Raw genomic sequence first — 16800 nt, forward strand, 5'->3', positions numbered from 1 at the left:
AAGTTTATATTAGTAGAGGTGACAAATATGAATGAATTAGATTTTGTCCAAACACACAGACGTCATTTACATCAACACCCTGAATTAAGTTTAGAAGAATTCGAAACAACTCGTTATATTCAACAATTTTTAGATGAATTAAATATACTGTATGAGTGTCCACTTGAAACAGGTGTAGTTGCCTACTTAGAAGGCCAATCGAATCAAACATTAGCGTTTAGAGCAGATATAGATGCCCTTCCTATTCATGAAGAAAATGATATCCCTTATAAAAGTCAAATCGATCACAAAATGCATGCTTGTGGCCATGATGGACATACGACGGCATTAATGCTATTTAGTAAAAGATGTAAAGCATTACAAGAGCAAGGTCAACTTCCCCACAATGTTGTTTTGATTTTTCAACCTGCTGAAGAATCTGGGGGTGGCGCAAATTTACTCATACAAACTGGCGCATTAAATAAATATAATATCCAAGCAATATACGGTATACATATTATGCCGTTTGAACCTGAAGGAAGTTATATCGTTAAAGATAATGAAATTACAGCAAGTGCTACTGAGTATCGTTTCTTTTTAAATGGTACATCAAGTCATGTAGCGCATAAGGAACAAGGTCGTTCTGCTGGCCAAGGTATGCAACATATCCTTAACCAATTATCTCAATTACAACATTATCATTTAAGCGGTTTGAAACATAATATTGTTCATATTGGTCAATTCCGTGTAGGTGAAGCCATTAACACTGTACCTCAATCAGGCTATTTAGAAGGTACAATCCGTACATATGATTTAAATGATTTAAAAACGATAAAAAATAAAATGGAAACCATTGCATTAAGTGTTCAACAATTATTCGATATACAATGTGAAGTTAAATTTGCTGAAGGGTATCCACCAACCGTGAATGCCCCGTCTTTAAAAAAGTATGTGATTGATAGTATTAAATTTAATCAACAACATCTAGTAGAACAAGAAGAACCTTATCTATTTGGAGAAGATTTTAGCTTTTATCAGCAAGTAGCCCCTTCATATTTTGTCTTTGTCGGTGTGAAAAATGAAGAAAAGTCATTTGTTTCTGGTCTTCACACGCCTACACTTAACTTTGATGAAAAAAATTTAATAGATGTCGTAAATTACTATGAACGTTTATTATTTAACTTTGAAGAGGTGGTATGATGGTAGCGACTTGGCAAGTAGATGCCTCAATCTTTCAACATAATGTTCAACAAGTAATTGGACAGCAAAAAGTGATGGCAGTTGTGAAAAATAATGCTTATAATTATGGTCTTCAGTTCGTTGTTGATCAATTTGTAAAAGCGGGTATAGATACTTTTAGTACGACATCTTTAAATGATGCGGTAAAAGTTAAACAATTAGTACCACATGCTACCGTATTTCTAATGAATCCTACAACAGCATTTGATACGTTGCGGGCGTTTAATATCCATGTGACGCTGCCCTCTTTAGCTTTTTATGAGTCATTTAAAAAAGAACTCTACGATGTGAATGTTCATATCGAGTATGAAAATTTATTACATCGTTCTGGGATGAAGGATTTAAAGGAAATTCATACGGTGCTTAAAGATCATTTAAACAATACTGAACCAAAAATGAACATACGAGGTTTGTGGACACATTTTGGATATGCTGATAAATTTGATGGGAATGAGTATGAAACTGAACGTGATAATTGGATGACTATTGTTGAATCCCTCATTCACGAGGGGTATGAGTTTGATATGATACATGCTCAAAATAGTGCGAGCTACTTAAGAGAAGATACGCTATTACCATTTCATACGCATGCTCGTCTAGGTATTGCATTATATGGTTCTAGGCCATATGCTCAAATTCCTAGACATCAACTTCAGCAATCTCTTACAGTAAAGGCCAATGTGATACAAGTAAGAACAATTAATGAAGGTGAACATTGTGGTTATAGTTTTGCGTATACCGCGACAAAGGACGCTACTCAATTAGCTGTCGTTGATATTGGATATGGAGATGGTATTTTAAGAACGCGCTCTAAATATGAAGTTATTATTAATGGTCAATCCTACCCTATTCGGGCCTTAATGATGAGTCATATGTTCGTTGAGGTTGATGAAAATGTTAAACCTGAAGACGAAGTAATCATCTACAATAATGATTTGAGGATTGATGATTTTACATTTAAAGGCGTTGGTGCAAATTCAGAACAACTGAGTGCACTCAATTTAAATTCTTTACAAAAGGAGTATATTTAACATGACTGTAGAATATAATCAATATGGAGAACTAACAATGCATGGGACAAGTTTAAAAATGTTAGCTCAAAGCTTTGGTACCCCTACTATTGTTTATGATGAAACTCAAATGAGAAATCAAATGAGACGCTATCACAAAGCTTTTCAACAAAGCGATGTTGCGTATGAATTGTCTTATGCTTCTAAAGCTTTTACATGCATTCAAATGGTTAAACTAGCTGAGGAAGAACATTTTGGTTTAGATGTTGTATCTTTAGGTGAGCTATATACAGCCCTTGAAGCTGGTTTTGATCCTAAACATATTCACTTTCACGGTAATAATAAAACAAAAGAAGAAATTCAATATGCATTAGAAAATGATATTGGTTATTTTGTCGTAGATGCATTAGATGAAATTGATATGATTGATAAATATGCTTCAAAATCAGTTGATGTGCTATTGAGAGTTAATCCAGGTGTAGAAGCACATACTCATGAATTTATAAAAACAGGACAAGAAAAGAGTAAATTTGGTCTTTCTCTTAAACATGGTTTAGCTGAACAAGCTGTTACGAAAGTAAATGAATCGAATCACTTAAACTTACAAGGTATCCACTTTCATATTGGTTCTCAGATTGAAGATACAACTGGTTTAATGGAAACGGCTTCTATTGTATTACAGTGGTTAAAGGATCACGATATAGAAGTACCATTATTAAATCTTGGTGGTGGTTTTAGTGTAGCTTATACGGAAGAAGACCATGCATTCAATATTGAAGAAGGTATCCCGAAAATTGTTCAACATATTAAAGAGACGTGTACAACACTGAACTACCCTCTACCTAAGTTAAGTATTGAACCAGGACGTTCTATTGTTGCAGAAGCGGGCGTAACTTTATATGAAGTCGGTACTATTAAAGATATTCCAAATGTAAATAAATACGTCTCTGTAGATGGAGGTATGAGTGATCATATCCGTACAGCACTATATGACGCAAAGTATCAAGCTTTACTTGTAAATCGAAATGAGGAAGCGGATGAGACAGTTACTGTAGCTGGAAAATTATGTGAATCAGGCGATATCATTATTCATCAAGCTCAATTACCGTCATCTATCAAACGTGGCGATTATATAGCAGTATTAACAACAGGTGCTTATCATTACAGTATGGCTTCCAATTATAATCAAATGCAAAAACCTGCCGTCTTTTTTGTAGCAGATGGTAAAGCGAGAGAAGTCATTAAACGCCAAAGCTTACGTCAAGTCATTATCAATGATGTTAAATAAATCATTCGTTATATAAATATAAATGGAGTGAGGATAGTACATCCCCACTCCATTTGTTTTATCTCTATAAATTAAAAAACAGTGAAGCGTATTCACTGTTTTTGAGTCAACATTGCATCTATTTATTATAGTTTAACAACGTTCGCAGCTTGTGGACCGCGGTCGCCTTCAACTACTTCAAATTCAACTGATTGACCTTCTTCTAATGATTTGTATCCTTCTTGGTTAATCGCTGAGAAGTGTACGAATACATCGTTTTCACCTTCAACTTCGATAAAACCAAAACCTTTTTCAGCGTTAAACCATTTAACTGTACCTTGTTTCATAATATGTGAAACCTCCAAGACTAAAATTCAATATGCAATTATTCGCATATTACAAAAAATACTAAGTCCTCTGCTAAAGATAAATATTCTTTGCAATATGGAATAAAAACTATTGGCTATACCTTATTATAAGATAACTACTTTCTATTTGCAATACACAAATTAAAATTTTCATTTAGTCAATGACTGGCAGCTTATAAAAAATTTGTTCATTTTCCAATACAATGTAACTATCAAAAATTTGTAAATCCTCATCACAGTGCTCACAAAAGTTTAAATCACAATTATTATAAAAGGCGTACATATTATATTTCCCTAGTATATAGTTATCGTATTTATATTTGGATTGTTCGATGACTTGTGTGTAGGCATTCATCAATTCCTCATAAGTATCAAATTGTTGACTCGTTATAATATGTTCTGGCCAATCTTCAAACAACCACCAACCTTCATAATCCGCTCTTATCTGAATTAGCTTCCACATTAAAATACCTCCAAGAACGTTAATCATATCCTAAAACGTAATACTTTTAGTAAAAAATTGCAAGTTATAAGGACATATGTTCACTTAATTATTAGAGTTTTAGCGTTAAAGACAGTATAATTAAATGAAGGGGTGATTTATTTGAAACAATATCATATTAAAGTTTACGGAACGGTCCAAGGTGTTGGGTTCCGTTATTATACAGAACGTTTAGCAAGAGATCATCACATAGTAGGTACAGTAGCAAATGTTGATGATTATGTAGAAATATTCGCTCAAGGGTCAGAAGATAACTTAGAGCAATTCACAAAAGCGGTGACTAATGGTGCCTCCCCTGCTTCTTCTGTAACCCATTATAAACTATATCATGAACCTGTAGATTCAAAATTAGACCAATTTAAAGTAATATCTTAAAGGAAGAGTGTTATGAGGTATAATATTTCGCGTGTATTTGGCTTTTTAGTCGGTATTCCAGTAGCTATCATTGGTTTTTTTATTAGCATATTCTCATTAGATATCATGTTTGTATTTGATGCATTGATTGGCTTTGTAAGTTTCTTTATAGGTTATATTCCAACACAAAGACTTACATCGCAATCTTATTTAAAAGAAATGCATTTATCGCGTAAGGATTATAGATATATTCACAATCAAATTTATACAGCGAGTTCTAAAATCAAGAAAATACTCAAATCATATATTAATATACGGTCTATCCAGGACTTTAGATTAGTCAATGATATTTATCGCCTTGCGCGTACAATCAATAACACAGTTAAACAAAGACCGAATCAGTTTTTCAATATTGAAAGCTTTTATTACTCACATATTGATCATGCCTTAAATTTAATTGATAGTTACACAAGATTGGCTAAAATGCCTATGAAATCAAAAGATGAGAAAAAAACGTTACAACAAACACGTATTACACTTGAAGAAGTTAGAAGAACATTAATTGCTGATTTAAAACGACTTAATGCAGAAGATTATGATCAGCTAGATACAGAAATTAAATTAAATCATATGTATCAACAAAGAACTATGAGTGAAAAGGAGAATGAAAAATGAATCAAAGTTCAAAGGAACAGTCCTCTCACCCATTAGATAATTATTTTAATACGTTTGAAAATGAAGCGTTACAAGTAAATCAATCTCAAAATCCTAATGAAACAACACCACAAGACGATCCATTTTCAGAACAAGACCATCAAAAAATTAAAGAACTATCTAATCAGATTGAACCTTTAAATCATGATAGTTTATTACAATTTGGAGCTAATGCACAAAGCCACTTATCTCAGTTTTCTCATAAAATGCTAGATAATATACAATCTAAAGATGTGGGCCCTGTTGGTGATACTTTAGAGTCACTTATGAGTAAGCTAAAAGAAGTTAATCCAGATGACTTATCACCTAAGAATGATAATTTCATTAAACGTTTATTTAAGAACACAAAACAATCACTTCAACAAACCTTTTCTCGTATGCAATCTGTAAGTGCTCAAGTGGATCGCATTTCTGTGACATTGGACAAAAATAAAGATTTATTATCAAAAGATGTGCACTTATTAGATGATTTGTATACTAAAAATAAAGATTATTATGATGTCATCAATATTTATATTGCAGCCGCAGAACGGAAAAAAGAAGAGCTTGAACAATCTGTGTTACCTAAAATGAAAAGAGATGCAGAAGGTCAACAAAATCAAATGATTATCCAAGAAATTGCAGATATGGAACAATTTATAGATCGTTTAGATAAACGTATATATGATCTGAAGTTATCTCGACAAATCACTTTACAAACGGCACCTCAAATTCGCATGATACAAAATATTAATCAAGCACTTATCGAAAAAATTCAAAGTTCAATTTTGACGAGTATTCCATTATGGAAAAATCAAATGGCTATTGCTTTAACCCTTCAACGTCAAAATAAAGTGGCAACAGCACAGAAACAAGTGACCGATACGACCAATGAAATGTTATTAAAGAACTCTGAGATGTTACAACAAAATGCAAGAATTACTGCCGAAGAAAATGAGCGCGGTATTGTAGATATTGAAACATTAAAGACTACTCAAGAGAATATTATCAATACAATTGAAGAAACGCTTCAAATTCAAGCTGATGGTCGTCAAAAACGAAAAGAAGCGGAACAAACATTACAAGGTTTAGAAAAGGATTTAAAAGAACGATTGGTCATTTCTAAAAATCAAAAAGATACTTTCAAATAAAAAAACCGACAGTTATGTCGGTTTTTTTGTTACTATTATTCTTTTTCATATACGATAACGTTCGAAAATTTTGTAATATGACTAATGATAAAGGCTACAAGGAATACAATAATTGCAACCGGGAACCATTCTAAAGAATAACCATGTAGTGGTAGCTTACTAAGCCAATTTAGTTGTAACCAGCCATTACTATTCAACACACTGAGTATTGATTCAATTGTAATTACGACGACTGTAACTTGTTGTACTATGCGTCTTGTTGGGAAGAAACGAGTCACTAAAATCATTAATACAGAAGTAATCGCCACTGGATAAATAATGGATAAAACTGGTACTGATAATTGAATAACAGCATTTAAGCCAAAGTTAGATAAGATTAAACTAATCACTGTAAAAAAGATAACGTAAGCTTTATAAGGTATTTTCGGTAAAATACTATTAAAGTATTCACTGACAGACACAATTAATCCACATGCTGTTGTGAGGCATGCCAATGCAACTACGATACCTAGTAGGTATTTACCTAGTGAACCAAACCCAGTGTTTGCCATTGAAATTAATAAATAAGTACCAATATTTTGATCTTGCTCTACTAAATTATTCATTGTGTCAGTTGGAATGATCATATGGTTTCCGATAAAGCCTAATGAAATATAAATAAATGCTAGTGCAACAGCTGCAATAATACCAGCTAACGCAGTTTGTTTAAATATATCATTTGCATGCTTAATGCCAGTTGCTTTAACTGCATTCACTACAATCATTGAAAAAGCAATTGCAGCGATAGCATCCATTGTTAAGTAACCTTCAGTGAAACCTTTTGAAAAACTACTAATGCCACTTGAGTATGCTGTAGGGTCAGCTGTTGTTTGTGCTTGACCGCCGAAATCTACAAACCCTTTTATAATCATGGCTAAAATCGTAACTAATAATAGTGGTGTTAAAATGGCACCAATACGATCTACAATTTTTCCTGGATTTAAACATAAATATAATACAATGATGAAATAAATCACTGAAAAAATAAATAACCAAAGTGGATTACTAGATTGAATAATTGGTGTAATTGTCATTTCGAATGATGTTGATGCGGTTCTTGGTATCGCAAACAAAGGTCCAATTGTTAAATAAATGACAACTAAAAAGATAATTGAAAAAGCTGGGTGGATTTTATTAATCGCACCTATGTAACCTTGTTTATCCAATGCCCCCACTACAACGGCTAAGAGTGGTAAACCAATACCTGTTATTACAAATGCGACAATAGCAGGCCAAAAGAATTCTCCACTCGATAGCCCTAAATTAGGTGGAAATATCAGGTTACCTGCTCCAAAAAAGATAGCAAATAACATAAATCCAATAAAAATCGTATTCTTATTCATAAGTATTCTCCTTAACTCCTTGCTTTTAAACATGATTTATTCTAACACATCTCAAAAAATAAGTCTATAAGATTTCTGAAAATTTGAAAATTGTATATTCATTTTGTGCGTTAACTGATTAAAATGACTTCAGCAATAATTTTTTGAGTAAAGGAGAAAGTAAACTTGGTAAGTGATGAACCCCTTCTACAAAAATCGCATATTGACCATAAATATTATGAATGGTTTGCTCTACTGCCTCAGTAATAGGATCTTGACTTAAAAAGACGTTGAATATTTCTATGCCTAAGTTGCGAGACATTTCGACAGCTTCATACGTATCTAAAATACCATCTTGACTGTAATTAAATGCAGAAGGTTCCCCGTCAGAGAACACAATAAGGAACTTTTGTTTCTCAGAACGTTTTAACAGACGATCACTTGCGACACGTATAGCGACACCATCACGATTATCATCTTGAGGCGTCAACGCCATAATACGTGGTGAATCAGTATTAAAAGTAGAACGATGATAAGAGATAATTTCTTCTATAATATTTGGTTGATATGATTCATCTGTCTCAAAGGCATCCTCACTAAATGTTAAAATTTCATGTTTAACGTTTAACGCTTTTAATGTTTCATGGAATAGTACGCCCCCTTTTATGGTTTCGTCCATTTTGTCGTGCATACTAGCAGAAACGTCTATTAAAAGTGTAAAAGTAGCGTCAAAGCTTTGACTTTGATCCGCTTTTTTGTAAAACATCTTATATTGATCATCAATAAACCAATTGATTAGATTTTTTTGTAATCTACCTTTAGTTAAATTTGTACGCATATCTTGATATTCTCGGTCAACAGTTTTCTTTATAATTTGAATTAAGTCTTTTGTTTCAAATTGAATATCTGTTTTTACATCTTGATATAATGCATTATAATCATTTTGAATCGTTGGTTTATGCCATTGTATATCTACAAATTGATTAATACCTGCTAATTTTAATTGAGGTGTTGTAATACCTAGGTTTTCCCCTTCTTCATTATCTTGGGTATTATTTGTAGAACCTTTCCCTTTTTTAGTTTGCATATCTGTAATATCATCTGATGCATCGCCTTCACGAGCTGTATCATTATCAGATAGTACTTCACTATTTTCCCCTTCGTGAAGTTCTGTTTCTAAATATGATCCACCTGCAGTTTCACTATCCGCTGATTTAGAATCAATATTTTCCGTTTCGACGTCTTCTTCTTTTTCATCTGTTTGACCATCTACATTTGCAGCATCCATACGTTTAATATCATTAAGAGTCATATCAGATAATGATTCATAAACACGACGTGGAATATGATAATATTCATTTAACATGTCGTCATTTAATAAATCATCTACTTGAAACATGATTCTTTGGACTAAATACATCGTATCTTCACTTGAAGTTAATTGAAATGCATCAGGTAGATAAGCATAAATAATATGAAGTAAATCATCTATTTCAGAATCAATGGATGGTACATCGAAAAAGTTTTCTGTTAAAAATGAATGCTCAAGATTTAAGAAAAATAGTTCCGTCCATAATGTTTTAGTCTGATAAACTTTAATTTGTGTTTGACAATATTGGAGACGTGTTTGTTTTCTTAAATCAATCATAGGTTTTGTTTTAGGTCGTTCAGTTGTAATTAAATTTAAAATGCGCATTTCTTCAATCATTTTAAACAGTTGTCGATATAATTTAGGATGCTCAAACGACTCTTCATTAGAAAGCACTTCATTGACAATTTGAGGTTCCATATTGAAATAACTATAGGTTGCAAGTAAAATATCGGTTTTTAATCCTATATGTTCGACTTTTTCAGAACGATGTGCCCAAAAAGAACTGCATATCATTTCTTTATTTAAAGCATCATAATAAGGAAATTTATGAATTTTTACAGTTACATCTTTATCTTTTAATAATAGACGAGCTAAATCTTGTAACATCATTACCTTCATCGCATCTAATTGTTCGTCGTTAAACATAATAAAGCGATCACTCATCTGTTATCACCCTTTAAAAATTAAGTTCTATAGCATTTTGAATAGCTTGTTGTTCACGTTCATCTTCTAATTTATCGATAATGGCACGTTTAATCGCGCGTTCAATTGGCATAACAGTAGCTAAATCACTCATATCGATGAGTGCACGAATGCTGGCTGCTTCTTCAGATAACTGTCCTTGTTGCGTCATTGTACGTAAATCTTCATTAAATTTAATGATTTGAGAAATAAGTTGATCATCCTTTAATAAACTTTGAGTTTTGATTACTTCATGTAACGTGTCACCATCGATATATTCAACATTGATAACAACGAAACGGTTTTTGAGCGCTTCATTCATAGGTAATGTACCGACATAACCTTCGTTAATAGCTGCAATGACTTTAAAGCCAGGTGCAGCTTGAATGACTTCCCCTGTAAATGGATTCGTTAACTGACGACGATAATCAAGTACACCGTTTAAAATAGGTAATGTTTCTGGTTTAGCCATATTGATTTCATCGATATACAGAATATGACCTTTTTTCATTGCTTGAATCACTGGGCCATCAATAAATACAATTTCTTGTTGCCCACTATCAGATGTTTTAATCGTTTTGAATCCTAATAAACTTTCAGCATCTAAATCAACAGAACAATTGACTTGATGCATTGGTAAAGCCACATCGTTACTCAATGTCTCAGCTAATTTTGTTTTACCTGAGCCAGTTGGACCTTTTAAAAGGATATTTTTATTTAAATCAAATAATTTTTTAGCATCTTCATATACTGTTTGGTCTGAATTAATATAACCTGTATTTTTAACCATCATTCTTTCACCTTTCCTGTTTAAAAATAAAAAAGACTGGGACTAAGTACTTATTTCTTTAAATTCTGTATTATTGTATTGTGGAAAATCATACTAAAGCGTGGTTAATATGAATAAATGACTATACCGGTTTATAGCAGTGTAAAATAGCATTTATTAACCCACTATTAATTTGCTATAACATCCTACATTTAGCTTAACCACGCTGGTTTGATTTGATTTTCATATACAATAAAACTTGAAGGAGATGATCAATCATCTACCTTCTAATAAGTACTTCCCCAACCACTTTGTTTTAGTTTAATATTTAAATTTAATTAATTAAACTTCTTCAAAATATTCTTTGTAAAAACCACCGACATGTCCAGAATTATCAATGATCTGGTAATATTCTTCCGTTTCATTAACAACTGGGTAAATTTCACCTACAGTTAACATATCACTGACCGTAAATTTCTGAGCATTAGTATGAATCACTTTTACTTTCTTAATCGGTGCTTTATCTTTCCAAGTTTCATGTAACATTTAATCATTCCTTTCATTTGTCTAACGTTAATAATAAACCTAACCCTGTGATATCAATTACACGAATGGATTCCGTTTGAGCTTCACTATTTCTAAGATGTTCATAAGGAATATCATTTTCTTTAAGTGTTTTGATAGTATTTTGAAATTCTGCTGCATTTTCTGCGGTAAATTCAACCTGTTCTAAAACACCATAGTCATGTTGGGGAAATTCATCTTTGTCTGCTAATACATGAATTTCTGCGCCCAATCCACCTCCACTTCTCTGTAAAACAAAAATATCTTGACCGTTTTGTTGATATTTTGCATATGGTTCGAAGTTGAATATTTTAGACAATAGCGTCATTAATACTGGTTTTTTAATCGTATGTAGTATGATAGGCCCAACACCTTGTACTTGATGAATTGGATTAACACTACTATTTTCAGAAGGTGTACCTAAAGGGATACCCGCATTGAGTTCATTTGAAAAAATATCAAATTGTTGTTCATTGTCATCCCAAAAATGAAAATGAAGGTTTTGATTTAATGACGTTGTGTCGGAATGCTGAATATCATGCGTATCTAAAATAGCTTTGTATTCATCAACACCTAGATGAGATGGTGTTCGTAAGCCTACTGTTTTGAAATGGGATGAATCGTTAGCGATAGACTCAGGTATTTCCACAAATTGTAAACGCGTTCCTGGACTTAAAAAGGCATCGCCAAATTGAATCGCATTTTTCTGTTTTTTACAAGGCATACCTATAATATTATGAAATAAATCATATGTTTTGTCTATATTTTCAGTTCCTAAAGTAATACTGCGAATACCTGACATTGATACCCCTCCTGATAATGATGAAATGGCGTAATCATGCTATATGAAAATACCCAAAAATATAAAAACAAGTCCTGCAAATAAATATAATTGCTTACTCGAATAATTTTTAAGTTTATCAATACTATATAATATAAGAAGTAACAAACCTATTGTTTCTAATATAGGATTATGCTCTACCTTCCCCATAAAGGCTAAAACGACAAGTATCATATTGATGATTACAATAAAAATACCTATTGTTACAAGTGGGATTAATAGCTTTCGATCCATAAGACACCTCTTTAACTATCGATGACACTTTAAACTAAGTTGAAACCTTGTAATGTTCATCAACCATCATGAATTTAGACATAATGGTATGCCTCTTTAGTATAAAATATATAATTAAATATGTATAGTTTACATCTTCACATGATAGTAAGAAATAATATAAGTAAAAGGTTGGAACATAAAATATCTTTGTCCCAACCTCTTAATCAACTGTTCTTTTTTAAATCACTGATATATTGTAATTATTCAAATTAAGATTCTAATAATAAATCTTCAGGATTTTCGATAAGTTCTTTAATTGTTTTTAAGAAACCAACAGCTTCTTTACCGTCAATAATACGGTGGTCATAACTTAATGCGATATACATCATTGGTCTGTTTTCAATAGTATCTTTATCGATAGCAATTGGACGAGTAATGATAGAGTGCATACCTAAAATGGCAGCTTGATTACCGTTAATAATAGGTGTTGACATCATTGAGCCAAAGACACCACCATTTGTAATGGTAAATGAACCGTTCATCATATCGTCAAGTGATAATTTGTTATCACGTGCTTTAACGGCTAGGTTCGCAATTTCTTCTTCAATTTCAGCGAAGTTTTTCTTATCGCAATCACGAACATTAGGAACTAATAAGCCTCCTGGTGTCGATACAGCCACGCCAATATCGTAATATTGTTTAGTAACCATATCTTCTCCATCAATTTCAGCATTGACTTCTGGATATTTCTTAAGTGCTGCTACTGCTGCTTTAGTAAAGAATGACATAAATCCTAATTTAGTACCATTATGATTTTCCATAAACTGTTCTTTTTTACGTTTACGTAAATTCATAACATTAGTCATATCTACTTCATTAAATGTTGTAAGCATTGCAGTATTATTACTTACTTCAAGTAATTTTTTCGCTGCTGTTTTCTTTCTGCGATTCATTTTTTCACGAATAACAGGTTTGCTTGGTTTAGATGGCGCTTTTGATTCATTTTTGTCTTCAGATTTTTTAGATTCTGAAGCTTTATTGTTTTGTGATTCATTCGTTACATCTTCTTTTCGAATGACATCATTTGCTTTACCACTAACTTGATTTAAATCAATACCTTTTTCGCGAGCAGCACGTCTAGCTGATGGTGTTGCATTAACGCGTTCATTTGAAGACTTAGTTTCTTCCTCTGTATTCTTTTTGTCATCATTTTCTTTGTTATTAGAAGATTGTTCGTCTTTATTATTGTCTGAACTGTTATCTGAAGATTGAGTATCGCCTTTATCTGATTGATCATTTGAAGGTTTAGCGTCTCCTTCTCCAACGACAGCAACTGCTTGGCCTACTTCAACTGTGTCTCCTTCTTCTGCTAACAATTCTTGAATTGTACCTGCTTCTTCAGTTACAACTTCAACATTAACTTTATCTGTTTCTAATTCTAAAATTGCGTCCCCTTTATCAACAGAATCTCCAACTTGTTTTAACCATTCTGCAACGGTACCTTCTGTAATAGATTCTGCTAATTCTGGTACTTTTACCTCTGCCATTTTATTTGCCCCCTATAAATTTAAGCTATTTTCAATAATTTTATTTTGAACAAGCTTGTGAATTTCTGCGTCACCTTCTGAAGGTGCGGCACGTCTTGGTCTACCTTCATAACTCAATGTATATTGATCACCTGAAAGTCGATTTAACATTGGATATACAAAGTTCCAAGCACCTTGATTTTCAGGTTCTTCTTGTACCCATTCAATCGTTTCTAAGTTTGGAAGTGAGTTAAGCACTTCTTCAATCTCGTCTTCTGGGAATGGGTATAATCGTTCAACCGCAACGAGTAAGATTTCAGGTTGAGGTGATTCTTGTAACTTTTCTTTCAAGTCAATTAAGACTTTTCCTGAAGCGAGAATCACTTTTTTAACTTTTGAAGCTTCATGTTCTTCTACAATTACTGGTTTGAATTGACCTGATGTAAATTCATTAATTGGTTTAGCAACTGTTTTATTACGTAATAATCCTTTTGGTGTCATTAATACTAAAGGTCTCATCGCATCTGTCCCTAAACTTGCTGCTTGAGCACGTAATAAATGGAAATAGTTACTAGCGCTAGATAAGTTACATACAGTCATATTATTTTCGGCTGCTAATTGTAAGAAACGTTCTAAACGGGCAGATGAATGTTCTGGACCTTGTCCCTCATAAGCATGTGGTAATAAGAAAGTTAATCCTGAACGTTCTCCCCATTTTGCATTACTTGCAAAAATAAAGTTATCAAAATACATTTGCGCCATATTTGAAAAGTCACCAAATTGTGCTTCCCATAAATTAAATGACTCTGGTTTTTGGACATTATAACCATATTCAAAACCAACCACAGCAGCTTCTGAAAGTGGTGAATTATAAATATCAAAAGTTGCTTTTTGGTCTGGTACATTTCGTAAAGGAATATATGTTTCGCCATTATCTTGATCATGTAATACAGCATGACGTTGACTGAAAGTACCTCTCTCTGAGTCTTGACCAGTCATTCGAATAGGCGTTCCTTCTTGCATTACTGTTGCAAATGCCAGTTGTTCTGCATGAGCCCAGTCAACCAAGCCATCTTCTTTTTCAAATGGTTCTTTTCTTTGTTCTAAAATACGATTTAACTTTTTCAGAATCTTAAAGTCTTCTGGATAAGTTAACATGGCATCATTGATTTCTTTAAGACGATCAAATGATAATTCCGAACTATTATCTGCTAAAGGCTCAGCAAGTGATTCTGGTCTTTCCATATTAGTGTTAGTATTTTTATCATCTTTATCAATGCGATCATGCGCTTGTCGCATAGTTTTTTGAGCTTCATCGATAACACGGTCTTTTTCTTCTTTATCGATAATGCCTTCGTCTACTAATTTATCCCCATAAATATGTTCGACAGTTGGGTGTTTTTTAATATTTTTATATGGTAATGGATTTGTTAAAGTTGGCTCATCCATTTCGTTATGACCATAACGACGATAACCGACTAAATCAATAACCACATCTTTATGGAAAGTTTCTCTAAATTCCATTGCAATATCGATGGCTTCCATTGTTGCTTCTACATCGTCTGCATTAACGTGCATAATTGGTACATCGTAACCTTTAGCCACGTCTGTTGCATATGTAGTAGAACGACCATCGATTGGATCAGTAGTGAATCCAATTCTATTGTTTGTGATGATATGCATTGTACCGCCAGTATTGAAACCTTCTAAATTACCTAAGTTCATTGTTTCAAAGTTTACACCTTGTCCAGGATATGCAGCATCACCATGTACAATAATTGGCATTGCAATAGATTGATCTGATGTTACTTTTCCAGGTTGGTCAGTTATATCTTGTACAGCGCGTGTACGTCCAGTTACTACAGGTGCCACAATTTCAAGGTGACTTGGGTTGTTTGATAAATTGATTGTTTGCTCTAATCCAAATTCATCTGTTTTCTTCGTACCACCCAAATGATATTTAACGTCATTTGTCCAACCAGACGTAAGTGATAAACTACCATCTTCAGGTAAAAACTTCATAGGATCAGTATGCATGAATTCAGATAGCATCATTTCGTATGGTTTCTTTAAAATATGTGTTAACACATTTAGGCGTCCGCGGTGAGCCATACCAATTTGAATATGAGAAATTTCAGATTCAGCGGCACGTTTAATAGTACGTGAAATCATTGGTACTAAGGCATCTACACCTTCAATAGAGAAACGTTTAGCCCCTACAAAGTTTTTCTGAAGGTATTTTTCAAAGCCTTCAACGTTTGCTAGTAATTTAAATAAGTTAACTTTTTCTTCTTTGTTTAAATTAGCTTTGTATGGTGTTTCGATACGTCTTTTTAACCATACACGCTCTTTACTATTATTGATATGCGTATATTCAAAAGCAATTGGCCCTTTATATCGTTTTTCCATTCTTAATATTGCTTCATACGCGTTATCGTAAATGTCTTTAAAATGATCAGACACAATTTCTGCAGATATACCTTCGAGCGTTTGTTGATCTAAATTGAAATCATCAATTTCTAATTTAGGTAAATGCTTTCTTTCCGGTTTATTTACAGGATATATATCAGCTTGTAAATGTCCATATTGTCTAATATTATCAACTAGTCTCATCACACGTTTAATTGTGCTGTCCCCTGCACTAGTTTGATTTGATTGTGTTGTGACATTTGGTTCACCATCTTTAATAGTACTAAAGAGTACTTGTAAATCTTCAGTCACTGAACTCGGATCTTCTAGAAATTGGTCATACAATTCTAGCATTAATCCTAAATTTGCTCCGAAGTTTACAGGTGCCTCTGTCACCTGTTTATCGTTCTTCATAATCCACCCTCCACAGAAAAAAGTTAAAACGCTTACAGTTCAATAATAGCATTAAAATGTGAACATTTAAAGACATAAATCCGT

General features: G+C 32.9%; 16 protein-coding genes. 6 read left to right on the plus strand and 10 right to left on the minus strand.

The annotated features are described in order from the left end of the window. Positions 1-27 precede the first annotated feature (27 nt). Genes ACEE93_RS04025 through lysA form a run of 3 tightly spaced genes read left to right on the plus strand, consistent with a single transcriptional unit; the run spans position 28 to position 3516 of the window. A complete protein-coding gene (locus ACEE93_RS04025; RefSeq protein WP_449155997.1) occupies positions 28-1179 on the plus strand; it encodes a M20 metallopeptidase family protein in 1152 nt (383 codons plus the stop codon). Continuing rightward, the gene (gene alr, locus ACEE93_RS04030; protein WP_449156407.1) at positions 1179-2249 is read left to right on the plus strand and encodes an alanine racemase; all 1071 of its coding nucleotides are present in this window, start codon (positions 1179-1181) and stop codon (positions 2247-2249) included. Before ACEE93_RS04025 ends, alr begins: the two co-directional genes overlap by 1 nt. A gap of 1 nt (position 2250) precedes the next feature. Further along, on the plus strand, positions 2251-3516 hold the full coding sequence (gene lysA / locus ACEE93_RS04035; protein ID WP_449155995.1) for a diaminopimelate decarboxylase: 1266 nt from the start codon (positions 2251-2253) through the stop codon (positions 3514-3516). 125 nt (positions 3517-3641) lie between these two features. On the opposite strand, the gene cspA is transcribed toward lysA, so the two are convergent. After that, positions 3642-3842 carry a cold shock protein CspA gene (gene cspA, locus ACEE93_RS04040; RefSeq protein WP_001831260.1) on the minus strand — a complete coding sequence of 67 codons (201 nt, stop codon included), beginning with the start codon at positions 3840-3842 and terminating at the stop codon, positions 3642-3644. A gap of 175 nt (positions 3843-4017) precedes the next feature. Then, the gene (locus ACEE93_RS04045) at positions 4018-4326 is read right to left on the minus strand and encodes a DUF1033 family protein (RefSeq protein ID WP_449155994.1); all 309 of its coding nucleotides are present in this window, start codon (positions 4324-4326) and stop codon (positions 4018-4020) included. Positions 4327-4467: 141 nt separating this feature from the next. Here ACEE93_RS04045 and ACEE93_RS04050 point away from each other — a divergent pair, with 141 nt between their 5' ends. From ACEE93_RS04050 to ACEE93_RS04060, 3 genes are read left to right on the plus strand one after another with little or no spacing between them, the layout of a single operon-like run. Continuing rightward, positions 4468-4740 carry an acylphosphatase gene (locus ACEE93_RS04050; protein ID WP_449155993.1) on the plus strand — a complete coding sequence of 91 codons (273 nt, stop codon included), beginning with the start codon at positions 4468-4470 and terminating at the stop codon, positions 4738-4740. Positions 4741-4752: 12 nt separating this feature from the next. Further along, the gene (locus ACEE93_RS04055; protein WP_449155992.1) at positions 4753-5394 is read left to right on the plus strand and encodes a 5-bromo-4-chloroindolyl phosphate hydrolysis family protein; all 642 of its coding nucleotides are present in this window, start codon (positions 4753-4755) and stop codon (positions 5392-5394) included. Then, positions 5391-6563 (plus strand): toxic anion resistance protein, encoded by a 1173-nt coding sequence (locus tag ACEE93_RS04060; RefSeq protein ID WP_449155991.1) that lies wholly within the window; start codon positions 5391-5393, stop codon positions 6561-6563. The genes ACEE93_RS04055 and ACEE93_RS04060 overlap by 4 nt, the downstream gene beginning before the upstream one ends. A gap of 35 nt (positions 6564-6598) precedes the next feature. Here ACEE93_RS04060 and brnQ3 read toward each other — a convergent pair whose 3' ends face one another. The 8 genes from brnQ3 to ACEE93_RS04100 all read right to left on the minus strand — a co-directional run bounded on the left by brnQ3 (position 6599) and on the right by ACEE93_RS04100 (position 16716). Continuing rightward, positions 6599-7945, minus strand: a complete 1347-nt coding sequence (brnQ3, locus tag ACEE93_RS04065) for a branched-chain amino acid-like transporter carrier protein BrnQ3 (RefSeq protein ID WP_449156408.1) — start codon at positions 7943-7945, stop codon at positions 6599-6601. Positions 7946-8063: 118 nt separating this feature from the next. Beyond that, positions 8064-9959 (minus strand): vWA domain-containing protein, encoded by a 1896-nt coding sequence (locus tag ACEE93_RS04070; RefSeq protein ID WP_449156409.1) that lies wholly within the window; start codon positions 9957-9959, stop codon positions 8064-8066. Between the two features lie 13 nt (positions 9960-9972). After that, complete coding sequence (locus ACEE93_RS04075) at positions 9973-10767, minus strand: AAA family ATPase (RefSeq protein ID WP_449155988.1); 795 nt, start codon at positions 10765-10767, stop codon at positions 9973-9975. Between the two features lie 321 nt (positions 10768-11088). Next, entirely contained in the window at positions 11089-11292 is a 204-nt protein-coding gene (locus tag ACEE93_RS04080) for a DUF6501 family protein (RefSeq protein ID WP_449155987.1), read from the minus strand. A 13-nt stretch (positions 11293-11305) separates the two neighbouring features. Then, on the minus strand, positions 11306-12112 hold the full coding sequence (locus ACEE93_RS04085; protein WP_449156410.1) for a VOC family protein: 807 nt from the start codon (positions 12110-12112) through the stop codon (positions 11306-11308). Between the two features lie 39 nt (positions 12113-12151). Then, the gene (locus ACEE93_RS04090) at positions 12152-12385 is read right to left on the minus strand and encodes a hypothetical protein (protein WP_449155984.1); all 234 of its coding nucleotides are present in this window, start codon (positions 12383-12385) and stop codon (positions 12152-12154) included. A gap of 251 nt (positions 12386-12636) precedes the next feature. Further along, on the minus strand, positions 12637-13914 hold the full coding sequence (gene sucB, locus ACEE93_RS04095) for a dihydrolipoyllysine-residue succinyltransferase (RefSeq protein WP_449155983.1): 1278 nt from the start codon (positions 13912-13914) through the stop codon (positions 12637-12639). Between the two features lie 12 nt (positions 13915-13926). Continuing rightward, positions 13927-16716, minus strand: coding sequence for a 2-oxoglutarate dehydrogenase E1 component (locus tag ACEE93_RS04100; protein ID WP_449155982.1), 2790 nt, complete (start codon positions 16714-16716; stop codon positions 13927-13929). Positions 16717-16800 lie beyond the last annotated feature (84 nt).

It is taken from the genome of Staphylococcus sp. 11262D007BW (assembly GCF_053547815.1).